This window comes from Vibrio sp. GJ43-1 (assembly GCF_055808835.1).
The window spans coordinates 188,197-210,391 of record NZ_CM147885.1; the positions used below are offsets into that span (position 1 = coordinate 188,197).

Here is a 22,195-nt window from a genome sequence, read left to right on the forward strand (position 1 = left end):
ACAAATGGCCGTACGTAAGTTAAATGAAACTAAAAACCCTTGGCTTTGCGAATGTTACCCGCAGGGCCGAAAAGGTAAACGTATTCGCAAGCGCTTCGCCACTAAAGGTGAAGCGCTTGCTTTCGAAAAGTTCACCATGCAGGAAGTGGATGATAAACCTTGGCTAGGTGATAAGAAGGACCTACGCACACTTCATGACTTAGTTGAGCTCTGGTACAAACTTCACGGCCAGCACTTAAAATCTTCGGTTAAGCTTTACCCTCGCCTCTGCACCATTGTTGAAGAACTGGGGAACCCCTTTGCCATCCAGTTCACTGCCAAAGACTTTGTTCACTGGCGTTCTAGCAGAAAAGCAAAACACAGGCACACGGGGGCGGATACAGGCAAATTGATATCCGCACCCACCAATAATCTTGATTTAAGATGCTTGCGTGCTGTTTTCAATGAACTCATCTCCCTTGGCGAGTGGACACAACCCAACCCACTAACTGGCGTTAAACAGATCCCCGTAACGGAATCTGAAATGGGCTTCTTCTCAGATAAGGATATTACTGCGCTTTTTGAGAGGATCACTAAAAGCAAACGCGCCAAAGAATACGAGCTGGTCTGTAAAATTTGCTTATCTACAGGCGCACGAATTTCAGAAGCTAATAATCTTCGTGTATCGCAGGTTACTAAATTCAAAATCACATTTCTGGATACCAAGAGCAAAAAGAACCGTACTGTGCCTATCACAGAAAAGCTCTATAATGAACTGATAGCGTTTGAACCAACGGGCGAAAAGGATAGGTTGTTTAAATGCTGCCATCACGGCGTTGCGTTTTTAATTAACCAAACTTTCCCAGACTTACCGGATGGACAGAATACCCACGTTTTTCGTCATACCTTTGCAAGCCGATTTATGGAGGCAGGAGGAAACATTTTGGTACTGCAAAAAATCCTTGGTCACAGTGACATCAAAATGACGATGCGTTATTCCCATTTCTCGCCTGATCACCTCATTCAGGCAGCGGAATTAAACCCGATTTCCAGCTTGGGACTGTAGCCATAAATTTAACGAAAAATGGCGACAAAATGGCGACAGATTTTCTGAACACTGGTCATTATTGACCAATACTGGCGAAATACGAAAACAGTAACGCATTGAAATACCTACGGAACCCTTGGTTTTACTGGCATCTAAAAATGACTACGCATTACACTAAGTAAGCAACACAGATAAATAAAAAACACCCGCTATATGCGGGTGTTTTTTTCCTTTTAAAATGGAGCGAATAGTAAACGTAAACTTGCTAGCGTTTCATACTAACAATCCTTATAACTATTCAAGCGCTTCCATCGGTGGCACAACTTCAACGGGAACACCATTTTGCGCCAACACGGCGGCTTTAGCGATTCGATCTGAGATACCATACTCATCTAACCACCACTCAAGCTCTTGCGGGATAGACATGGCTTTTTTAGTCCCGTCACTGCGCGTCAACGGCTCGTGCGCTTCAATAAACACACTTCGGTCTGGTTCAAGAGCGACTTTAATTGGTTCATCGATAACGCGAACTTGTAGTCCAACTTTCGCTTCATTAAACAGCCAATCAATATCTTTGGGATCCATACGGATACACCCCGCGCTAACACGTAAGCCGATGCCAAAGTCTTTATTGGTGCCATGAATCAAATATGACCCTGTCCCATACGCTAGGCGCATAGCGTAGTCCCCTAGCGGGTTTTCTGGCCCTGCCGGAACCACGTCAGGAAGTTCTATCCCTTTCTCTAAATAATCCTTACGTATTGATGCAGGTGGGGTCCACGTCGGGTTCTTCCGTAATTGGCTGATTTTGGTCGTCATTTCAGGCGTATCTTGACCGATTCGACCAATACCGACAGGGAAAATGTGGACGATATCTTTATCCGGCTCAAAATAATACAGTCTTAGTTCAGCAAGATTGATGACAATTCCTTTGTATTCAACCTCTGGCAATATCGTCTGACTAGGGATCGTCAAGACATAGTCTTCGGGAGGAAGAAAAGGATCGACGCCTTTGTTCGCTGCCATCAAAGACAAAAACCCTACATCATATTGCTTCGCTATGTCAGACATAGTTTCGCCAGCCACAATGCTATGATAATGGATAGTACCAACAAGATTACTGCCATCTTCGGGAAGCGCATAGGTGGCAGCACTTATCCATTGTGAGAAGCTCAGACAAGCCGCTAAAATCGTCCTACGATACATCAATGTTGATCCTTTGCTTCTTTATATACGCTTAAGGTTATCTCTCTTTGTGTCTTGTGATCAACCATCGGTTCAGGATATTGCAACTTTTGAAACGCTTCCCACTTCCATGGTTGATGAATATAACGCTTTGGTACCTCGGCTAATTCAGGGATCCACTGACGTATAAATTCTCCCTGTGCGTCAAAGCGCTCTCCCTGGCGAATGGGATTAAAAATACGAAAATAGGGCTGTCCATCACATCCTGTCGACGCGCACCACTGCCAACCACCATTATTTGCAGCGAAATCCCCATCCACCAGTTTGGACATAAAATAGGCTTCACCCCAACGCCAATCCACGTGAAGATCCTTAATTAAGAAACTTGCCACAATCATACGTAATCGATTATGCATCCAGCCCGTAGCATTGAGTTGTCGCATTGCCGCATCAACAATGGGGTAGCCAGTCTCGCCTTTAGACCATCGTTTAAAGGCGTCTTCACTCCCCTGCCAAATCACATTTCTCTCCCAACTGAGGTAACCGTGCCGACGGCTTAATTTAGGCTCGAAATAGACTAAATGCTGATAGAACTCTCGCCAAATAAGCTCACTTAACCATACTTCTGCACCTTCTGATAACAGTGACTCTGACCCATCAGATCTCATCGAGTCGAGATAGAGGCGAGCCACACACTGTCTGGCTGAAAGTGCCCCTATCGCTAAATAAGCACTAAGTTGGCTCGTCCCATCCACCGCAGGATAGTCTCGTTCCTGATGATAATGAGCGACCCTATCGCGACTAAATACTCGCAACCTATCGATAATACTGTTGGTGTCCACAGGCAAAGGTGAGCTCGACACTTGTGGGTAGCTAAAGGCAACATTCGACGCGTACCGATAGTGTGCCGGAACATCGGTAGGGACAGACACCATCGGCTTTTGAATGGTGGCCAACGCAAACTGTGCTTTCCAAGCATTTTTGAAAGGGGTAAACACTTTAAAGTTTTTACCCTGTTTATTTAATACACTGCCCGGTCGAAGTATGCATTTGTCATCAAATGACAATACCTTTTTACCGTGCTGTTTAAACTGTGCTGATAGTGCGGCAGTCCTGTCTCTTTCATTGACTTCATAGTCTAGATTCGTAAATAACTCGGTGACTCCTAGCTCCATAGACAACGCTAGCAACCACTCATTAGCCAGTTCGAAATCATCACACTGTCGATAAAGCAAAGGTACATTCAACGCCTCAAGCTCCGCATTCAGCGCTTCTAAGCGTCGGCGAATCAGATCAGCTTGAATCGGCGCTAAGTCATGCTGCGTCCACTGCTGTGGTGTAGTAATAAATACGGCGATCACTGGTGTCTCACCATCAATAGCTTGAATTAGAGCCGTATTGTCGATGGTTCTTAAGTCACGATTAAATAACACTAATCGTTTCATTATTCTCTCCTAATGCGTGCTCACTGCGATTTTCGGTCATATTCGACATCAATTAAATGCTCTATAACAGGTGAAACGTAAACCGGAACAAGATCATTGGATCGCTGCTCTCTGATCACTGAAAGGTGCTTTTCCGATAGCGATTTTTCTGCGAACAAGTGTATTCCGTGATACCCAGCAATCGCCTCTTTATTGAATAAAGCCCCAATATCATCGACACCGTCCAAAAATATCACTCGCCCTCCTTGCTCTACAAGACGGGCATAAAAAAGCCAAGCAAAAAGGTTCCCTACCGTGTCCAAATTGACCAGAAGATATTTACGTTTCCCGCTTTTTTCGATTCTGCTTGAATCATGAGTAATAACTGGTGAATGAGTAAAGTGCGAAATAACGCATATTGCAGGGACCGTTGACCCATTTTGACAAAATCTATTGCTGTCAACACAGGCATGACAAATCGCGTTTCTACGATATCCAAAGGGTACTCTTTCAGAACAAAACGGATGCTCTTTCCCACCGCATCACCATCGAGGACACTTAATGCTTCAAGTAGCTGCTCCGCTTCATCAAGGCGCAGAGACGAGTCATGCTCCGTGGGTAAAGTATTCGACTCCAACAAAGCTTTGACTTTGCCTATGGACACGCCTTTGGCAAGCCAACCTTGAACGCGCTGAATCGTCTCCACATCTCTTTGAGTGTACAAACGATGACCTTTCTCAGTACGCTCAGGTTGAACGAGATTATAACGCCTCTGCCAAGCTCTTAGAGTGACCGGTTTTATCCCTGTCATCTCTGCAACGTCTCGAATAGCGTAGCGAACAGTATTACAACCCATAACGCAGGCGCATCTCTTCTGGATGAGGTTGCAAGAATCGTTGCGATGCAAGGTAGTCATCTGGGTATGCACGAAGATAGTGCTTTAACAACGTGAGCGGTGAAAGCAAAGGCAGTAACCCAGTGCGATAATCGTCTATCACTTGTGCCAGTTCACGCTTTTCATCGGCATCCAATACGCGCTTAAAATAACCTTGAATGTGCATGAGTACATTCGTGACATTCTTACGAGATGCACGGTGCTTCAACCCTTCCATCAATCCAAGTCGATAAGCATGATAAAACTCATCAGGCCCATACTCATTTTGGTGAGCCACCAACCTACCGAGTGTTTTATAAGACGTCGGGTTATGTGCCATCAGTGTCAGTTTATAGCGAGAGTGAAATTCAACAATTTTTCCCGGAGTGGGCTCACCTTCCATCGACTGATAGAAATCATTTAACCCAAACACGCGAGAAATAAAATTCTCTTTAAGCACAGGATCATTAAGCCTGCCGTCTTCCTCTACAGGTAACCATGGCATTTTTTTCATCAAATGCTCGGTATACAAACCAACACCATTCGCCTTAGCATGACCGACTGTATAGACCTTTACTCTCTCCATCCCACAACTTGGAGATTTCGCACACACGATATACCCACACATTTCCGTGTTTTCCAACTCAGCGACTTTTTTGTGGGTAAAGGACAGCATTCCATCGGTATAATCCTTGGTCGCATCCTTCGTTTCCACTAGGCTAATTCGCTCTTCATTCGACATTAAGCGTATTGTTGGTCGAGGCACTGGTAGCCCCATCCCAACCTCGGGACAAACAGAGACAAACGAAAAATAATCCCGCAGCTCTTTGTTCACATAGCTGCTTTGCTTGTGGCCAGAGTCAAATCGAACCTTTTCGCCCAATAAGCAAGAACTGATTCCAATGCTGATAGTTTTTTCATCCATGACATACTCCTTGTGTAAAAAATGCGCTCGCGAACTTACCAAGGCACTTTAAAATAAGTGATACAAAAAATTGTTATGTACAATAGTACGTAGCCTTTGTGTAACAGTTCACTCATGTGGCATTTTTTCTTCAACATCTAGGATTCACCCAATCAATCGATTGCGCCTTCGATTTCAACAGATTTAGTTATCATCACCAGTCACCTTGGAACATTAAAAGAAAAGTGTGATTAAAATCTCATAGAAGCCTTATCATTGGCGCTAAGATTCATTTCAACAAAGAATGATGACATTCAACAGAATTCGTTAAAATATTAGGAGCAATACCATGGCTACCCCTCATATCAATGCAAACCCGGGTGATTTTGCTGAAACAGTCCTGATGCCAGGCGATCCGCTTCGTGCTCAATACATTGCTGATACGTTTTTAGAAGACGTAGAGAAAGTTTGTGATGTACGTAACATGTTTGGTTATACCGGTACCTATAAAGGTCAACGCGTTTCAGTTATGGGTCATGGCATGGGTATCCCATCTTGCTGTATCTACGTTCACGAACTGATCAAAGATTTTGGTGTTAAAAACGTTATTCGTGTAGGCAGCTGTGGGGCAGTACGTGACGATGTTAACCTAATGGACGTGGTTATTGGCATGGGCGCATCAACAGATTCAAAAGTGAACCGTATTCGCTTCAATGACCATGACTTTGCTGCCATTGCTGATTTCGGTCTTCTAGAGGAAGCCGTAAAACAAGCGCGTAGCCAAAACGTTCCTGTTAAAGTCGGCAATATTTTCTCAGCCGACCTTTTCTATACACCAGAAGCCGACATCTTCGACAAAATGAAGCACTTAGGTATTTTAGGTGTTGATATGGAAGCGGCGGGTATCTACGGCGTGGCAGCAGACTTAGGCGCGAAAGCATTGACTATTCTTACGGTTTCCGACCATATTATCCGCGGCGAGAAATTAAGTTCTGAAGACCGTCAAAAATCGTTTAACGAAATGATGACCGTCGCACTAGAAACAGCCATCAACCTATAAGTTTTAAAGCCAGTGTAACGCCTGAAATTACACTGGCTTTTTTTCGAAGCTATTTATATCAAGCCAATTTAAGAAACCCGTTTCTATAAACCTATTTATATAAACCTTAGGGGGTGAACGTGTCCGAAGGCAAATTGCCGCTGGCCGCAAATGGATTACAGCTCAATTTTTGTAAAACATTGGCGTGTGACAATTTTGGAAGAAGTGATGCAAATCTTTATATTTTGCAGCACAGTAATCCTAAGCGACCTGCGATGGTATGCCGAGAATGTGGTGCGTTTCCCCCCTACTTAACAACCAAGAAGTCCTGAGCGAGCTAAAGCGGTTGCGACTTACTCATGATGATGGACTACCTGCATGTAAAGACAGCCAATGTGAAAACTTTGGTCTATCGGTTGATACCCATAAAGAGCGTTATCACGCTTTTGGATTTAGCGGTGATCGCCAACGCTATCGATGTAAATCATGCCAAGGCACATTTGTCGATAAGTGGTCCGGTGCCAATAAAAAGATTGAGTTTCAAGAAGCATTACTGGCTTTCTTATTTACGGGTTATTCAGTCAGAGAAATCTGCCGTAAGCTTGATATCAACCCTAAAACCTTTTACGACAATATCGACCAAATCGCGAGTCGCTGTCGTAGGAAGCTTGCCCATATTGACGCGCGGTGGTTAAACCATGCTCGCCAATATACCCTTGCTTCAAACTACCAAAGCCTGCAACCCAACAGTCACAACGGCGTTTTTTGGTTCGCAACCTGCGACGCTGACTCCGGCTATGTGCTTTGCCAACACACTAATTACACGTTAGAAAATTGTGCGAACAGCGATCTTGACCATGACGCCTATCAAAACCATGCACAATTTTTGTCTAAGCAGTATGTCGCAGAAAACTATGGCAGCACCAATAAGCGTACCGAAAGCGAAAGAAGACCCCAAAGCCACCGAGATAACATATCTTTTGGGACGCCTCCTCCTAACATCAAAGAACGTATTGACATCAATTATCAGAATATTCTGGCGAGAAGTAATGTCGAAGACCCATTAGGTAATTTTTCTAAGTTCCACTATCCGAATACAGGGACACTGATAAGAGCGCCCTACACCTCTTATGCCCATTACCTCCATATCTCTCAGATGATTGGTGAGAAAAAGCCACTCGCTATCTTTATGCCTCAAGATCCGGTTCTACGGTCTGCGGCATTAACCGTATATCTTGAACGTATCAAGAGCAACAACGTCGACCTCCTGTACGTCATGCAAGATCCTAAGTGGGATAATAGTGGACTATCAAAAACGACGGATATTGCTCTTATGGGTTGGTGGCGTGATCGCTGGGCCATTGCGCACCAAGCCAGTGGGGCCAGCAAAGGGTTATGTTACCTATCATCAGCCAATGACACCTTGTCAGGCAGTAACGCTTCCTCAGACAATGTTGACGATACCAACTATTGGTTACAAGTTGCGTCTATTGAGAGCGTTGAATTTTACCAAGCCCGTTTCCAATTGTTGTTTGAAAGCTTTATTAATGAGCCAAGAAGAAAGTTAAGACCGGGCGGTATTATGCCGTTGCTCGACATCTTTCGGGCTTGGCATAATCTTTGTTATCAAGATAAGCAAGGACTCACCGCAGCCCAAAGACTCAACGTTTGTGAAGCTCCTATGACCTTAAAACAGTTATTGGAATGAGTAGATTCCCTCTAGAAGCAACCACTCTTTAAAGAAAGAATAACGATACCCCCAACACTGCGAACAAAGTACCAACAACACTACGGCAGCTAATTTTCTCACCACGAATAGCGTAAATAATTAAGATAAACAACGGGCTAGTTGCAATCAGAGTCTGCGCGATAGCTGGGTTGGCGTATTTTAGCGCCACCTGCTGTAACCATAATGCCAAAAATGTGCCGACAAAAATGGCTGCCAATAACCACATCCAATTATTATTTGTCATAGACAAGCACTGTTTTTTTATCGCATTAAACGGCTTTTTCTCCGCAAACACGACAAACATAGCGACCGCAGCAACCCCAATAGTCAGTCGAATTAGCGCGCCAAGTAATGGCGGTAAATCCCCTTGCACCAGTGCAAAATGGGAAATCACCACGCCTGACGCCTGACAGGTGCTTGCCAACAGGCCAAACGCAATGCCCTTCATATCATAACCGGTTCCGTTGCCATCATTTGGCTGAAACACTACAGAGGTCACCGCAATGGTGGTAATCACAACGCCCAGCCAGCTTTGAAGCTGCAACGCACTGCCTAAAAATACCAATGCTAAAATGCCTGAAAGTGGAGGAGCCAAAGATTCTAGAAGTAAGGTTTTATTCGCACCGATACGTTTAAGAGCCGCGAAATAAGCGCTGTCGCCAATAGCGATGCCGATCACACCGGAAATGCCAAGAATCCATAAATACCTAGGCTCTACACTGACATCAGGCATCTGAGTAAAAGGCAGCACCATCAGCATCATGACCGACGCAATAGACCCTTTTATGATATTCAACTGCATAGAACTAAAATGATGACTGAACTGGCTATAAATCCATGTTGCTATCGCCCAAACCATGGCTGCACCAATTGCAGCCCCCTCACCAATAAATGTCATCAAATTCCTCTTTAAATATCATTTATCTGTTGCGTAATACATAAATATAACAAATACTTAACCAGTTGAACTATTTCAATTCGCTATTTTAACTCTCGCAAGGATGAACTATGTTTCTTGATTACTTTGCTCTTGGACTGCTTGTTTTCGTCGCCCTCGTCATATTTTACGGCATTATTGTTATTCACGATATTCCTTTTGAAATTGCAAAAGAACGTGATCACCCTCATCAAGACGCCATACATGTCGCTGGATGGGTCAGTTTATTCACGCTGCATGCCATTTGGCCATTTCTATGGATTTGGGCAACCCTTTGGCGCAAAGAGCGTGGTTGGGGCTTTCATAAACTGGAAGAAGAGCAACATGATTTGCATCACCGCCTAGAAAAGTTAGTTGATCAAGTCTCTAACATGGAACAAGAGATTAGGTATTTAAAAGGTAAACAAGTGGTACAGCAAGCTCAAGCTGTGGAAGAGGAGAAGTAATTCATGGATCTATTACTCGTACTAACTTACGCCGCGTTGTGTATTGCCATCTTTAAAATTTTCAAGATTCCACTCAATAAATGGACCGTCCCAACCGCGGTGCTTGGTGGCGTAGTACTCATAGGTACACTTATCTTGTTAATGAACTACAACCATCCGTTTACGCAAGTCGGTGGGCAGTTCTACAGCACAACGCCTATTGTTTCGAGTGTTCGGGGCAAAGTCGTTGAAGTCAACGTAGAAGCTAACCAACAGATGAAAAAAGGCGATGTCATGCTAAGAATTGACCCGATTCCTTATGAAGCGGAAGTCATTAAAGCCAGAGCCGCACTCGCCGATGCCAATCAAGATGTGTTACAACTCGAGAGTGATTATAAAGCGGCGCAATCCGATACAATTAAAGCCGCTGCCGAGCGTGACAAAGCAGAGCGCGAATTTGCTCGATATCAAAAAGGCTTCAAACGAGGCGCATTTACTGAGCAACAAGTCGACACACGCCGTCAGTCATTCAAAGCAAGCCAAGCTGCATTTGAAGCCTCTGAAGCGAAAGAAGAAAGCGCGAGACTGGCTTTTGAATCACAAATATTCGGCGAGAATACTACCGTAGCTCAGTTAAAAGCCGCATTGATTCAAGCCGAATTTAACCTAAGAGAAACGGTTGTCCGTGCCCCTACCGACGGCTATGTCACTCAATTAGCGCTGAGACCTGGCATGATGGCAGTACCGCTTCCTTTGGTGCCGCTAATGACCTTTGTCCATAAAGAAGAAGAGTTCTTTGTCGGTGCATTCAGACAGAACTCATTACAACGACTTAAGCCCGGCTTTGAAGCTGAATTCTTATTCCGCGCGCTACCGGGTAAGGTATTCAAAGGTAAAATAGTGGAAGTCTTACCGACGATTGCTGAAGGTCAGATCAGCGCGAGTGGCACACTAAGAAGTACACAAACCTTCAATACTTCAGGTCGTGCTATGGTGAAACTGGTACTCGATGATGATATGAGTGAATACGTGCTTCCTACGGGTTCTAACGCCGAAATTGCCATCTACTCAGATAGCTTCAAACATGTGTCGATTATGCGAAAAGTTTTAATCCGCATGAAAAGTTGGCAAAACTACCTCTACTTAGATCATTAAGCAGAGGTAACCAACCGTTGGTAACGTCGCCGTTCTTAACCATAGTAATGACGAGCACACCTAATGGTTAAACAATGTGCAATAAAAATGGCAACCCAAGGTTGCCATTTTTCTATCTATTATTGGTGTTATCGCCACGAATATCATAGCGACTAATGTTATAGCCACTAGTCTTATAGCTACTAGTCTTATAGCTACTAGCTTGATATCTACGCGTATTATAGCTAGATAACAATTAATCCAATAGTGAGCGTACGTATTGCTCGATTTCTGGTACTTGGCAGTGCTCGAAGAAACATTGCTGGAATCGTTCACCTGTCACGGCTGTTTTCACCAATTCAACATCAATGGCTTTTAGCGTGTCTAAGTAGTTTTCTTTAACCACTGCCGCTTTAACTTCATTTAAAATACCAGCATTGCGTTGTTGTGGCTCAGCACGCTCAAGTGGGTAACCTTGACCACGTTCACCCGTGGTGAAGGCTTTTTCAAAAATATAGCGAACATTCAGTTCCGCACCCCAACCGTAGCCTTTTGCAAAGGCTAAAGACAACGCATTACCGTTGTTAATTTGGTTAAACAAGAACGCGTCTGACGGCTCTAAACAGTAACCACAAACAATGCCAGGGTGGATATTCAGTGACATCATCGCACCTTGACCTGTACCACAACCCGTTACAACAAAATCAACGGCTTTCGAGTTTACTAGAATGCTCGCCATGATACCTAGATGGATGTACGTAAGGTGATGATCATTTTCATCACTCATGCCCACGTTAAACACGGCATGGTCTAGTGGTGCAACCACGTTAGTCAGCTCGTTGTAAACCACTGCGTTTTTACCCGCTTGGCTGTTTTCCATCATCAATGCAATTTTCATTTGTTTCTCCCGCTATATTGCGAATCAAAAATTATAACTAAAATATTTCTTTATCACTTGGTATGAAACTATCAACAATCATACCCGCTTCAATACATGTCACTGTGTGTGGTGTATGTGCCCTATGGATGATGACTTCACCTGCACGAAGTCTTTGGGTCTCTTCTCTTGATACAAATTCAAAGCAACCCGTTAGCACTAATGTGAGCTTCTCATATGAATGGCAGTACTTCTCTACCATCCCTTGCTGAGCTGCGACACCAAAAGTTACGTCGTCACATTTATTAATATCTAAACATGACTCCTTGCGGTATCGCCTTTCAGACGGTTCATACGCCATGATATTGATAAACTAACCTTGAGAGACCGTATCTGAGCTACGTTTATCGCGATACAAACGAGCAATCGTCAACATATTCATCATAATGACCGATGCTTCAAGCAAACTTCCGCCAATTGAGCCAATCGAAAGATTATTGATAAGCCAACACGTCGCGCCAAGTAGGCATCCTAAGCGTAAAGGAATACCCTTTAATAAAAATATCGAAATGGTTCCGATGACAGTGCCAGCGATGGGCCATAATTGCCACGCATCTTGGGCCAAAGCTAATCCAACGACGACACTGATTATCACAAATAAGGCAGCAACCCATAAAGAACGGGTGTAGATCGCCATTCCTGTCCTAAACGTAGACAGCAACGCGCTCGCCGCAGACACCATCGAACCCATTAAAATGAAATGAACAAGATGGTTGAGATTAAGTAACAGCATTAAAATTTTGAGTTTCTTATCGTCTTTTTGATAAAACGTCGACATACCCAGTGCAAAACTGATGAAGCCAAAAAATTGTGCCGTTACCTCTGTCCCCATCTCACTCATTCTCTTTAGGTATTAACGCGCTAACCAACCACCGTCAACAGCAATAGTGTAGCCATTGATGTAATCAGAAGCTGAAGATGCTAGGAATACACATGGTCCAGCAACATCTCGCGGTGTACCCCAACGGTTCGCAGGAATACGCTCTAGGATCGCTTTGTTACGGTCTGCATCTTCACGCAATGCTTGTGTGTTATTCGTTGCCATGTACCCAGGTGCAATAGCATTCACATTAATGTTGTGACTTGCCCATTCATTCGCCATCGCACGTGTGATACCCATAACGGCACTTTTTGATGCTGTGTAAGATGGCACACGAACACCACCTTGGTAAGACAACATGGACGCGATGTTAATGATCTTACCGCCATCGCCTTGAGCAATAAATTGCTTAGACGCCGCTTGAGACATAAAGAAAACCGTCTTCGAGTTAATGTTCATCACATCATCCCAATCCTGCTCTGAGAAATTAATCGCATCTTCACGACGAATAATACCAGCGTTGTTTACTAGCACATCGATTCGGCCAAATTCAGTTACCGCTTTGTCAATAATGGTTGGAATGTCATCTTGCTTAAGCAAGTTTGCACGAACATCTAAGAAAGTATGGCCAGCAGCCTGCATTTTCTCGATCGTTTCCGTTGGTTCAACGTAGTTGACGCCCACAATTTTACAGCCAGCTTCTGCTAAACCAAGCGCCATACCTTGACCTAAGCCTGTATCACAACCAGTAACAATCGCGACCTTACCGCTTAAATTAAATGAATCTAACATCATGTTCCTTTTCCTCAACTTATGATTGTCATCGTCGCGATGGGTATCGCTGACTGAATATGTGATTACAATAAATCAATAAAACACCTTTAGCAATATTTTTAAAACATCATTTCAAAAATAATTTTGATAATCAAAAATAAATGTGAGACAGATCTTAATTGAATCATTTTTTCTAAAAAGGCTTTTTAAAAATAGTGAACAGTGTTAGCTTTCGCATGTAGGACATAATGAGAAAGGAATGATCATGGAGAAATCCACGCAGCCTGAAGCCGTTTCTTCGGTATTAAAAGTATTCAATATTCTAGAGTCATTGGGTGACCAAAAAGAGATCGGCGTTTCCGATCTGTCACAGCGTCTAATGATGTCTAAAGCCACCACTTATCGATTTCTACAAACGATGAAAGGGCTTGGCTATGTCTCCCAGCAAGGTGAGGCTGACAAATATTCATTAACATTGAAGATGTTTGAACTGGGTTCCAAATCGCTAGAATGGGTGGATCTCGTTGAGCTAGCGGAAAAAGAAATGCGTGTGATTTCAGAAGAAACCAATGAAACCATCCACCTTGGCGCGCTGGATCATGGTTCGATCATCTATATCCATAAAATAGACTCGAGTCATGCATTGAGAATGCATTCTAGAGTCGGTCGCCGTAACCCTTTACACACAACCGCAATTGGCAAGGTATTACTGGCAGAGCGTGATGAAGCCTCTATTCGTCATGCATTAGTTGATGCTGAGTTTGTCAAAAGCACACCGAATACACTCGAGAGTATTGAACAACTTCTTCAAGAGCTGAGCCTCGTCAAGCAACAACACTTTGGTGAAGATAACGAAGAGCAAGAACCTGGCCTACGTTGTATTGCAGCGCTCGGTCTACGACCGCTTCGGCACCGTCATCGCTGGCGTATCAATCTCCTTCCCAACCATTCGCTTCGACGAAGATAGGAAAGATCACTACGTGCACCTATTGCATCAAGCTTAGCCGAAATATCTCGGAGCATTTAGGGTTTACCAATTATCCAGTGTAACTAACGCGCATTGTCTCGTTTCCGTTACATCGTCGGTTCATAGCCAGGCACTAAAGTTCATTACACAAAACATAACTTCCACCAACATCACTTACCAACAAAAAAAGCAGCCTGCGTCGATATGACGCGGCTGCGTTTCTTTTTCTATCACCTGGAACCGTTATCAAAAACCGCCCCGTCGGTGCAGCGGATTTGAATTAGTTTACATGAGCTACCGCATCTTTAACTAACGCGCCTAATTCATCCCATCGGCCTTCGTCAATGAGCGCCGTCGGTACCATCCAAGTCCCACCACATGCCAATACGGAAGGAATAGAGAGATAATCATCCACATTGTTAAGGCTAACACCACCTGTCGGCATGAATTTAACAGGGTACACCGCCGTTAGCGCTTTAAGCATTCCCACACCGCCAGATGGCTCTGCAGGGAAGAATTTCAATGTACGCAATCCCATCTCCATTGCTTGCTCAACCAAGCTCGGGTTGTTAACACCCGGAACAATTGGGATATTCTTATCGATACAATATTGAACCGTTCTTGGGTTGAAGCCAGGGCTAACAATGAAGTCAACGCCAGCATTGATAGCCTGATCAACTTGTTCATTGGTTAGCACCGTACCCGCGCCGATTAGCATATCTGGGAACGCTTTACGCATAGCGGCAATCGCGTCCACGGCACAAGCGGTGCGGAAGGTAATTTCAGCACAAGGCATGCCATTTTCAACCAGCGCCTTACCTAGTGGAACGGCATCTTCAACCTTGTTGATAGCAATAACTGGGATGACTTTTAAGTCCGCTAGTTTTTCATTCAATGTTGTCATTTATTTGTCCTACTAATCGAGTTCTGGTGTTTTATTCTTTGGAATTACTGCGCCTTGGTGCTGGATAACTGCGCCCGCGACCTTGTGACCCATAGCAGCAGACGCTACAGCGCTACCACCAGTGAGTCGCTTGGCAAGGTAACCAGCGCTAAACGAATCCCCTGCTGCCGTTGTATCTACAACATGGCTAATCGGTTTTGGTGCCACACTTGTCGTGTCACTATCGCAATATATTAAGCAATCTTCCGCACCACGTTTGATAGCAATTTCTGTAACGCCCGCTTGATAAGTTCGTTCGATACACTGCTCAACAACCTTGTCACCAAATAGGGCTTGATCATCATCAAATGTTAATAACGCCGTGTCTGTGTAACTTAGCATTGTTTTATAAGTGTCTGCAGCAAGCGCTTGATCACGCCACAGTTTCGGGCGGTAATTATTATCGAAAAATACTTTGCCACCGCGCGCTTTGAATGTACTCAAGAATTCAAACAACTTACCACGGCCATGATCCGTTAAAATTGCCAACGTGATTCCGCTTAGATACACTGCATCATAACTTAGCAAGGTCTCTAACAGACTGGCTGACTCAGGTTGGTCAAAAACGTATTTCGCTGCGGCGTCACTACGCCAATAAAAGAAAGTCCGCTCACCTAGTGTGATCCGTTTCAATATGATAAAGACCAGGCATTTTGTCCTTCAGCTTTAAGATTAAATGCGTATCCACCCCTTCTTGCTGCCATGCATTCATCATTTCAGTAGAAAAAGGGTCATCACCCAAAGCCGTCACATAGCTAACGGTAAGATCATGTTGCTGAGTAAGACGCGAAAGATAGAGTGCCGTATTCAAAGTATCGCCACCAAAACTCTGTTTTAGTAGCTCACCTTTACGTTGCAGTTCCACCATGCATTCGCCAATGATGGCAATTTTGTATTGGGTCATAGTTGACTGTCCAGTTGCGTTCCATTCAATAGTAATGTGTTGTTTGTGTGGATGAGCAAGGTAATTCAAGCGCGAAATGTCGCAGAATCTTCATGGGCAAGAACCTTTACCAGTCCTTGTGTTCTTCTCCACTCCCTACCATTCATCATAAATTCGAAAAAATAAATCTATTTTTATGAAATGGCGGTTCATTTTTAATAATCATACCAGTAATCAGAGTGCGGTTGTAGCGTTTATTTCCCTATTGCTTGTGATAGTGATCATCAAAAAAGGCAGCCCAAAGGCTGCCTATGCATAAGAATTAATGAACCCTATCTAAGCTCAATCACACATCGAGTATGATTCAACCCAACCATTCAATCCAACATCAAACAAATAAAAACCAAAACGCATTAGTTCCACTTAAGAACTCGAACTTCGTTTCCTTCTTCTGGGTTTCTTGGAATATTCAGAGACAACACAAGCGATATCATTGCCATCGCCGCACCGATATAGAACACACTCGCTGGCGAGACAAGCCAAATAACGCCAAATGTTACCGGAATCACCACGGCTGCTATATGATTAATGGTAAATGACACCCCTGCGGTCGATGCCATGTCGGCAGGATCGGCAATCTTTTGGAAATAGGTTTTTATTGCCAACGCCAACGCAAAAAACAAGTGATCAACCACATACAGAGCAGCGGCCCACTCCGCGGTTTGTACAAGACCATAACCGACAAAAACAAAAATCAGACCGATATATTCGAAAATAAGGGCTTTACGCTCTCCAACAATACCAATGAAACGACCGATTTTTTTCGCAAACAAAAAGTTGAACAAGTAGTTAATTAAGAAAAGTAGCGTGATATCCGCCACGCTGTAACCAAACTTCTCTACCATTAAAAAACTGAGCAAAAACGGTGAATATTTGTCGTCTTGCACCACTCATAAAGGTCAAGGCGTAGTACAACCAATAACGCTTTCGCAATACCAATTTCTTGTTTTGTGGGGTCTCAGTCTTAAACTGGGGGAACGCAAAGGCAATCACCAAAACCAACACAAAACCAATGCCACCTGAAATGCCATAAACCCAAATGTAATCCAACGCAAATATTTCTAACATTACCCATAACGAGCCATAAGTCAGCAACGACGCCAGAGCACCAATAGAGATGAGTTTACCCAGCATTTCTGGCGCTTCTTCTTTACTCAACCATTGAAGGGATAAAGACTGTTTTAACGTTTCAAAATAATGGAAACCAGTAGACATAATAAATGTCGTGATCAACAGCCCCGTAACAGAGGGGAAGAAACCAGTAATGGCGGTCCCTAACGTTAACATTAGTAGAGAAAGCACCATAAATTTTTGCTCTTTAATGAACAGCAGCACAAACACCACCGTAAAGGCCAAAAATCCCGGAATTTCTCGGACACTTTGTAGCAAACCAATATCAGCACCATCAAAATTCGCCCTTTCAATAACAAAATTATTCAATAACGCCATCCAACTAGAAAATGCGATAGGAACAATAATAGAAATGATAATGAGAAAGTTTTGCGGTGTGCGCCAATCTGATGATTTGTGGCTAGATAGCATGATTATTTTCCTGAAGTACTGATACTATTGATCTGATGGATGCTCGTTCTATTATTCGAGTGATTTTACGAGCCAATGTGGAGTCTAAACCGTTGCAAAATATAAATACAATAAAACTCGCGACTTTTAACTTATGTAACTTCGCCGCTCCTCCATTTGCCTTCTATGAAATGGACAATATCTACACGGCCCAACAATGGACTCAAAAGACTCGCTGGTTAGAACAAACGCTTCGCTTGCTAGATGCCGACATCATCGCATTTCAAGAAGTCTTCTCTGCAGATACGCTACGCATGCACTTAAACAAGCTTGGCTATCACTACTTTTACCTTAACCAAGAGAGCCATATTGAGGCGGATTATATCTATTCAGAGCCTTCACTTGCCTTTGCATCACGCTTTCCATTAACTCAACAAGCTCATCTACCGTTTCTAGCGGCGGCCGTTGGAGAGTTTAGCCGCCCTCCTTTGCATGTCACTCTCGACATTGGTAATGGGCACAATATCGATCTCTATAATGTTCACCTGAAATCTCAGCGTCCTGCATCCGACATTCTTGATCCCTCGCTTGAATCCACTGTTGATCAGTGGCTAAACGAGCTGCATGCTTCCTGCGCCTCGACGCAGTTACGACAAACCGAAGTATTGTCACTTCACAACGCCATTGTCACGCGTAAAAAAGCCACACATAACCCAGCCGTCCTTTTAGGAGACTTCAATAATAATCTTGATGCTATTGAGTTTAGTCCTCTACGATCCAGTCACTTAAGGCGCCACCCCCTATCGGCTAGTGCTATTTTTCCCTATACATTATTAGATAGCTGGGCTGTATTTCAGCAGCAACAAGCTTCACCTGACGCGGCCAGCCCCATCACTCATTACTATGGTGCAAAAGGGAATCGACTCGACCATATTCTACTTTCCCCTGAGTTTGATATTGGTCATGCTCACTCTCTATTTGAGCTTCAAAACTATCAACTGATCGACAAACACATTATCGACCCAAGATTTGGTGATGATGATGTAAGTACCGATCACGCTATTGTCAGTATAACGCTTAAACGTAGGGGCGAGCGTGAATAATGCACAAATCTATTGCATAAACAATTAAAATCAATTAGTTATATCATTACCACCCAATACTAGGACGCGAGCATGAATATCCTTATCCGGCCAACAGAATATAAAGATGCCGAAGGGCTAACGCACCTTTACTCTCAACCTAAAGCACAGCGCGAAACGCTTCAGCTCCCTTTCCCATCTATCACAATGTGGCAAGAGCGGCTAAAAAACATGCCCGTTGGTGTCTACAGTTTTGTCGCCGAACTGGATGGAAAAATTGTTGGTAACATTGGTCTTGAGCATTCACAACGACCAAGAACCGCGCACTGCGCCACTTTTGGCCTAGGTGTTCATGATGACTTTCACGGTATGGGCATCGGCAGCCGATTAATAGAAACCGTCTTAGAGCTTACCGACAATTGGTTAAATGTGCAGCGCGTTCAAATTGAAGTCAATGCCGATAATAAAGCAGCAATAGCCCTGTATACCAAGTACGGTTTTGAAATTGAAGGGGAAGCACTCTGCTCCGTGTTACGTGATGGTGAGTTCATTTCTACTTACTACATGGCACGCCTAAAAGACCAGCTTTAATCGCGACACTGCGTCTAATAATCACAACCAACCTTGTCCCCTTCCTTAATGGGGACTGATCACCCGAACATACCTTCTTGTCACCATGACAAGAATGACCTCAGCCTAGTCAAACAACTCAGTTGCATAAAGTTGGACTAGCCTCACAAACCCATAGTCACTTGGTGGCATACATCAATAAATCCCTTAGTCTTTCTCCCTTTGAAAAGGGCAGCATGTCGTGAAGTCATGCTCACGCTTGTTGCTCCAAAAGGACTGGGCTTACTTGCTCATCACCTTCAGCAAAGATAAGGAGACCGTATGAAAACACGAACAACACACTATCGAGCCCATTTATTGGCTTGCATCACCGTAGGGGCGCTGCTATCCCCACCCATCGTAATGGCATCAGAATGGGGTTATCAAGGCGAACATGGCGTGGATAACTGGGGGGCAATAAGTGCAACCTGTTCTGACGGCAAAAACCAGAGCCCCATAGACATCAATAGCGACGTCACCATAGACGCCTCGCTAGGCAATCTAGTAATGAATTATTCCGGACAAGTTTCTAATATCGTGAACAACGGACATACCGTGCAAGTGAATGTTACCGGAGACAATACGCTCAGTATCGATGGGGATACCTTTGCGCTAAAGCAATTCCACTTCCATACCCCATCAGAAAATACGCTAAATGGCGAACATTCTCCGTTAGAGGCGCATTTTGTTCATGCCAATAGCAATAACGCCTTAGCCGTCATCAGTGTTTTTTACCAAGCAGGGTTAAGAGAAGACAGTGCCTTAAAACAAGTATTGTCTAGTATCCCAAACAATAATCAAACCATACAGCCGTCAACGTCTATTGCACTCGATTCACTCCTTCCTAGAGTACGTAGCTATTATCGCTTTAGTGGCTCCCTGACCACGCCACCGTGCAGCGAAGGCGTTCGTTGGTTTGTGCTCAAAGATAAACAAACTGCAAATCAACAAGAAATCAAACAGCTGAAGACCATCATGGGTAATAACGCAAGGCCTGTGCAACCTATCCACGCGAGAAAAGTACTTCAGTAGCGAGTTACATATGATTTGCCATTTATGGTAAATCATATCTCCTCATGCTTTTCAGCAACGCCACTTGCCGAATTCATCCAACATGTTCATCTGACTTCTTCGCGAATATTCACACCGAGTAATACCGCTACATTCACACGTGCTAGTACACAAATATTGAAATCTCCCTAGCCAATGCATCACAAGACTTATAAATTTCAATCTAATTGGTTAAATCTTGTCAATCAACCTCATTTGCGCGCCTTTTTTTAAGAGGTCTATTCCAAAATTGTCAATTCCAACGGGTGAGGTTAAAGCATTTAGAAGTAATTCAAAGTTTACCGTACGGATTACGCGTAACCTGAACGTTAACGAATATGAGAGCATGTTGCAGTATTGAGAAGCTGACGACGGAAACACAAAACCGCATTCTTCTATTACTTGTTTTGATTTAACGTTAGTGAGTTCACGAAACAAAGTGAGTCCACTAAATAAAGAGGTGGTCCATGAGGCAATGCGAGATTAACGTCTATGACGTAAGAGATGAGCAAGACACCATTGTGCTAAATATCCAATTCTCAGACACCACAAAGGCGGATTTCTTGTGGAGTAATATGCCGTCATCACCTAGGCATGACTATATCTCCCACTTAGTTGTGTCTGGAAACGTGGTAGCCAAAAAATACATCACGGAAGAAGATTTAAGTGAGATGAACAGAACGGAAAAACAAAGGCTATTAATGACGTCTTAAACAGCGATACCCTTGATATCGCTGTTTAAGTCAATCAAACCCACTTAGATCGCGATAGTAACCAGTGACTCTTTCAAGCCTTCTACCACCCCTTTTGCAATCAGCAGCTGACCCTTTTCGTCCTTACCCGCAGCAGACGTTACCATCAGATCACTCATCGTTTCACCACCAAAGCCCACCATGGTAGGATTCTCAGATTCTACGCTAATGACCTGCATAACCTCGCCTTGCGGTGAAATCTGTACTACTGATTGTCCAGCATACATGGCAACCCAATAGTGACCATTTACGTCTACGCTTGCGCCATCTGGACGGCCCGCATAACCTTCAAGATCACAATGCAATTCTTGCTCGCCGTATTCACCCGTTTGTGGATTATAGCTATGTTTATAGACTTTACTTGACCCTGTGTCTGCCCAATATAACCACTGACCATCAGGAGAGAACGCTAGGCCATTACACGTCCACGCAAACATGGGTAATGCTTCAATGCTACCATCAAGATTCAATTGGTGAAACTGACCTTGGTCGCCAACTTTCGCACCATTACGTGTACCCGCAACAAAACGTCCACCGGGTGCACCACGTCCATCGTTGTAACGCATTCTTGGATACTCGGAAACCAGCGGCGCTAGCGAAGTTTTTTCACTGCTCCAACCATCAACAAGGTACATACCTGACTTTAACGCCACGATGAAGCCCTGCTCACCATACAAAGCAAAACAGCCAATCGGCTCACCGAATTCGAGCTTTTCATTTTCACCGTTTTTATTGCGCCATAACTCACCATCGCAGATGTTTACCCACATCCAAGAGTCATTACGCCAATCCCATCGAGGGCATTCGGCAAGGTCAAAATCTAGGTCTACAAATTTTTCGAACTGAATATTGGGTTGCACGCCTATGTCCTTTTGCTATTTTTCAATTGGGAGTTATTGAGTACACGCCAGCTATGCAGATTCGTACGCTAACTATACTAATTAGTACGTTAGCTATGCTGGTTAGCACACAAACGATGCTGCGAAGATAATTTGACGCTGCACTCTCATTTTATCTGCTCTTTTTAACAAAAAGTTAAGACTGGAGCTAGCAGCATTTTCGGTTTCGCTTCAGAAAGCGAGTAATTAACAGGTACAACGCACGCTGTTATATCGTCTT

At 43.8% G+C, this 22,195-nt stretch carries 20 protein-coding genes and 4 pseudogenes; 10 read left to right on the plus strand and 14 right to left on the minus strand.

Annotation, left to right across the window (positions count from 1 at the left end; genetic code table 11):
* Positions 1–4: 4 nt before the first annotated feature.
* Positions 5–1,045, plus strand: a complete 1,041-nt coding sequence (locus AC0L66_RS18100) for a phage integrase (protein WP_473570242.1) — start codon at positions 5–7, stop codon at positions 1,043–1,045.
* A 276-nt stretch (positions 1,046–1,321) separates the two neighbouring features.
* On the opposite strand, the gene AC0L66_RS18105 is transcribed toward AC0L66_RS18100, so the two are convergent.
* Genes AC0L66_RS18105 through AC0L66_RS18125 form a run of 5 tightly spaced genes read right to left on the minus strand, consistent with a single transcriptional unit; the run spans position 1,322 to position 5,435 of the window.
* The gene (locus tag AC0L66_RS18105) at positions 1,322–2,233 is read right to left on the minus strand and encodes a L,D-transpeptidase family protein (protein ID WP_265675516.1); all 912 of its coding nucleotides are present in this window, start codon (positions 2,231–2,233) and stop codon (positions 1,322–1,324) included.
* Positions 2,233–3,657, minus strand: coding sequence for a deoxyribodipyrimidine photo-lyase (gene phrB / locus AC0L66_RS18110; protein WP_473570243.1), 1,425 nt, complete (start codon positions 3,655–3,657; stop codon positions 2,233–2,235). Before phrB ends, AC0L66_RS18105 begins: the two co-directional genes overlap by 1 nt.
* Positions 3,658–3,677: 20 nt before the next feature.
* Complete coding sequence (locus AC0L66_RS18115; RefSeq protein ID WP_473570245.1) at positions 3,678–3,893, minus strand: hypothetical protein; 216 nt, start codon at positions 3,891–3,893, stop codon at positions 3,678–3,680.
* 53 nt (positions 3,894–3,946) lie between these two features.
* Entirely contained in the window at positions 3,947–4,492 is a 546-nt protein-coding gene (locus AC0L66_RS18120) for a MerR family transcriptional regulator (protein ID WP_473570247.1), read from the minus strand.
* Positions 4,482–5,435: a YbgA family protein gene (locus AC0L66_RS18125; RefSeq protein WP_473570249.1), complete on the minus strand. Its 954-nt coding sequence runs from the start codon at positions 5,433–5,435 to the stop codon at positions 4,482–4,484. Before AC0L66_RS18125 ends, AC0L66_RS18120 begins: the two co-directional genes overlap by 11 nt.
* A 328-nt stretch (positions 5,436–5,763) precedes the next feature.
* On the opposite strand from AC0L66_RS18125, the gene deoD reads away from it, so the two are divergent.
* Both deoD and AC0L66_RS18135 read left to right on the plus strand, forming a co-directional pair.
* On the plus strand, positions 5,764–6,474 hold the full coding sequence (deoD, locus tag AC0L66_RS18130; protein ID WP_250618054.1) for a purine-nucleoside phosphorylase: 711 nt from the start codon (positions 5,764–5,766) through the stop codon (positions 6,472–6,474).
* Between the two features lie 119 nt (positions 6,475–6,593).
* Positions 6,594–8,161, plus strand: a pseudogene (locus AC0L66_RS18135) (transposase).
* 28 nt (positions 8,162–8,189) lie between these two features.
* On the opposite strand, the gene AC0L66_RS18140 reads toward AC0L66_RS18135, so the two are convergent.
* Positions 8,190–9,080: a DMT family transporter gene (locus AC0L66_RS18140; protein ID WP_473570250.1), complete on the minus strand. Its 891-nt coding sequence runs from the start codon at positions 9,078–9,080 to the stop codon at positions 8,190–8,192.
* A 110-nt stretch (positions 9,081–9,190) separates the two neighbouring features.
* Here AC0L66_RS18140 and AC0L66_RS18145 point away from each other — a divergent pair, with 110 nt between their 5' ends.
* Positions 9,191–9,565 carry a DUF3302 domain-containing protein gene (locus tag AC0L66_RS18145; RefSeq protein ID WP_473570252.1) on the plus strand — a complete coding sequence of 125 codons (375 nt, stop codon included), beginning with the start codon at positions 9,191–9,193 and terminating at the stop codon, positions 9,563–9,565.
* Between the two features lie 3 nt (positions 9,566–9,568).
* The gene (locus AC0L66_RS18150) at positions 9,569–10,699 is read left to right on the plus strand and encodes an HlyD family secretion protein (RefSeq protein ID WP_265675509.1); all 1,131 of its coding nucleotides are present in this window, start codon (positions 9,569–9,571) and stop codon (positions 10,697–10,699) included.
* A gap of 235 nt (positions 10,700–10,934) precedes the next feature.
* Here AC0L66_RS18150 and AC0L66_RS18155 read toward each other — a convergent pair whose 3' ends face one another.
* Genes AC0L66_RS18155 through kduD form a run of 4 tightly spaced genes read right to left on the minus strand, consistent with a single transcriptional unit; the run spans position 10,935 to position 13,230 of the window.
* Positions 10,935–11,576, minus strand: coding sequence for an RpiB/LacA/LacB family sugar-phosphate isomerase (locus AC0L66_RS18155; protein ID WP_265675508.1), 642 nt, complete (start codon positions 11,574–11,576; stop codon positions 10,935–10,937).
* A gap of 37 nt (positions 11,577–11,613) precedes the next feature.
* The gene (locus tag AC0L66_RS18160) at positions 11,614–11,916 is read right to left on the minus strand and encodes a cupin domain-containing protein (RefSeq protein WP_473570255.1); all 303 of its coding nucleotides are present in this window, start codon (positions 11,914–11,916) and stop codon (positions 11,614–11,616) included.
* Positions 11,917–11,928: 12 nt separating this feature from the next.
* The gene (locus AC0L66_RS18165; protein WP_473570257.1) at positions 11,929–12,447 is read right to left on the minus strand and encodes a YgjV family protein; all 519 of its coding nucleotides are present in this window, start codon (positions 12,445–12,447) and stop codon (positions 11,929–11,931) included.
* Positions 12,448–12,468: 21 nt separating this feature from the next.
* Positions 12,469–13,230, minus strand: coding sequence for a 2-dehydro-3-deoxy-D-gluconate 5-dehydrogenase KduD (gene kduD / locus AC0L66_RS18170; RefSeq protein WP_265675506.1), 762 nt, complete (start codon positions 13,228–13,230; stop codon positions 12,469–12,471).
* Between the two features lie 244 nt (positions 13,231–13,474).
* Here kduD and kdgR point away from each other — a divergent pair.
* Positions 13,475–14,259: pseudogene (gene kdgR / locus AC0L66_RS18175) on the plus strand (DNA-binding transcriptional regulator KdgR).
* Positions 14,260–14,456: 197 nt separating this feature from the next.
* Here the strand turns inward: kdgR and AC0L66_RS18180 are convergent.
* From AC0L66_RS18180 to AC0L66_RS18190, 3 genes and pseudogenes are all read right to left on the minus strand, one after another.
* Positions 14,457–15,080, minus strand: coding sequence for a bifunctional 4-hydroxy-2-oxoglutarate aldolase/2-dehydro-3-deoxy-phosphogluconate aldolase (locus tag AC0L66_RS18180; protein ID WP_265675504.1), 624 nt, complete (start codon positions 15,078–15,080; stop codon positions 14,457–14,459).
* Between the two features lie 12 nt (positions 15,081–15,092).
* Positions 15,093–16,023, minus strand: a pseudogene (gene kdgK / locus AC0L66_RS18185) (2-dehydro-3-deoxygluconokinase).
* Positions 16,024–16,415: 392 nt separating this feature from the next.
* A pseudogene (locus tag AC0L66_RS18190) lies at positions 16,416–17,604 on the minus strand (MFS transporter).
* 92 nt (positions 17,605–17,696) lie between these two features.
* Between AC0L66_RS18190 and AC0L66_RS18195 the strand changes: the two are divergent.
* The 4 genes from AC0L66_RS18195 (at position 17,697) to AC0L66_RS18210 (ending at position 21,037) form a co-directional block, all read left to right on the plus strand.
* Positions 17,697–18,686, plus strand: coding sequence for an endonuclease/exonuclease/phosphatase family protein (locus AC0L66_RS18195; RefSeq protein WP_473570258.1), 990 nt, complete (start codon positions 17,697–17,699; stop codon positions 18,684–18,686).
* A 72-nt stretch (positions 18,687–18,758) separates the two neighbouring features.
* A complete protein-coding gene (locus AC0L66_RS18200; protein ID WP_265675500.1) occupies positions 18,759–19,256 on the plus strand; it encodes a GNAT family N-acetyltransferase in 498 nt (165 codons plus the stop codon).
* A 381-nt stretch (positions 19,257–19,637) separates the two neighbouring features.
* The gene (locus tag AC0L66_RS18205) at positions 19,638–20,306 is read left to right on the plus strand and encodes a carbonic anhydrase (RefSeq protein ID WP_265675522.1); all 669 of its coding nucleotides are present in this window, start codon (positions 19,638–19,640) and stop codon (positions 20,304–20,306) included.
* A gap of 485 nt (positions 20,307–20,791) precedes the next feature.
* Positions 20,792–21,037 (plus strand): hypothetical protein, encoded by a 246-nt coding sequence (locus tag AC0L66_RS18210; protein WP_265675499.1) that lies wholly within the window; start codon positions 20,792–20,794, stop codon positions 21,035–21,037.
* Between the two features lie 44 nt (positions 21,038–21,081).
* On the opposite strand, the gene AC0L66_RS18215 is transcribed toward AC0L66_RS18210, so the two are convergent.
* Positions 21,082–21,936: an SMP-30/gluconolactonase/LRE family protein gene (locus tag AC0L66_RS18215; protein ID WP_265675498.1), complete on the minus strand. Its 855-nt coding sequence runs from the start codon at positions 21,934–21,936 to the stop codon at positions 21,082–21,084.
* Positions 21,937–22,195: the final 259 nt, after the last annotated feature.

What these genes read in the sequence shown, in the direction of transcription:
- kduD (WP_265675506.1), bottom strand. Translation starts at nt 13,230, where the DNA reads ATGATGTTAGATTCATTTAATTTAAGCGGTAAGGTCGCGATTGTTACT.
- AC0L66_RS18150 (WP_265675509.1), top strand. Translation starts at nt 9,569, where the DNA reads ATGGATCTATTACTCGTACTAACTTACGCCGCGTTGTGTATTGCCATC.
- AC0L66_RS18100 (WP_473570242.1), top strand. Translation starts at nt 5, where the DNA reads ATGGCCGTACGTAAGTTAAATGAAACTAAAAACCCTTGGCTTTGCGAA.
- AC0L66_RS18155 (WP_265675508.1), bottom strand. Translation starts at nt 11,576, where the DNA reads ATGAAAATTGCATTGATGATGGAAAACAGCCAAGCGGGTAAAAACGCA.
- AC0L66_RS18125 (WP_473570249.1), bottom strand. Translation starts at nt 5,435, where the DNA reads ATGGATGAAAAAACTATCAGCATTGGAATCAGTTCTTGCTTATTGGGC.
- AC0L66_RS18160 (WP_473570255.1), bottom strand. Translation starts at nt 11,916, where the DNA reads ATGGCGTATGAACCGTCTGAAAGGCGATACCGCAAGGAGTCATGTTTA.
- AC0L66_RS18180 (WP_265675504.1), bottom strand. Translation starts at nt 15,080, where the DNA reads ATGACAACATTGAATGAAAAACTAGCGGACTTAAAAGTCATCCCAGTT.
- AC0L66_RS18105 (WP_265675516.1), bottom strand. Translation starts at nt 2,233, where the DNA reads ATGTATCGTAGGACGATTTTAGCGGCTTGTCTGAGCTTCTCACAATGG.
- AC0L66_RS18145 (WP_473570252.1), top strand. Translation starts at nt 9,191, where the DNA reads ATGTTTCTTGATTACTTTGCTCTTGGACTGCTTGTTTTCGTCGCCCTC.
- AC0L66_RS18205 (WP_265675522.1), top strand. Translation starts at nt 19,638, where the DNA reads ATGGCATCAGAATGGGGTTATCAAGGCGAACATGGCGTGGATAACTGG.
- AC0L66_RS18140 (WP_473570250.1), bottom strand. Translation starts at nt 9,080, where the DNA reads ATGACATTTATTGGTGAGGGGGCTGCAATTGGTGCAGCCATGGTTTGG.
- AC0L66_RS18200 (WP_265675500.1), top strand. Translation starts at nt 18,759, where the DNA reads ATGAATATCCTTATCCGGCCAACAGAATATAAAGATGCCGAAGGGCTA.
- deoD (WP_250618054.1), top strand. Translation starts at nt 5,764, where the DNA reads ATGGCTACCCCTCATATCAATGCAAACCCGGGTGATTTTGCTGAAACA.
- AC0L66_RS18210 (WP_265675499.1), top strand. Translation starts at nt 20,792, where the DNA reads ATGAGGCAATGCGAGATTAACGTCTATGACGTAAGAGATGAGCAAGAC.
- AC0L66_RS18165 (WP_473570257.1), bottom strand. Translation starts at nt 12,447, where the DNA reads ATGGGGACAGAGGTAACGGCACAATTTTTTGGCTTCATCAGTTTTGCA.
- phrB (WP_473570243.1), bottom strand. Translation starts at nt 3,657, where the DNA reads ATGAAACGATTAGTGTTATTTAATCGTGACTTAAGAACCATCGACAAT.
- AC0L66_RS18120 (WP_473570247.1), bottom strand. Translation starts at nt 4,492, where the DNA reads ATGGGTTGTAATACTGTTCGCTACGCTATTCGAGACGTTGCAGAGATG.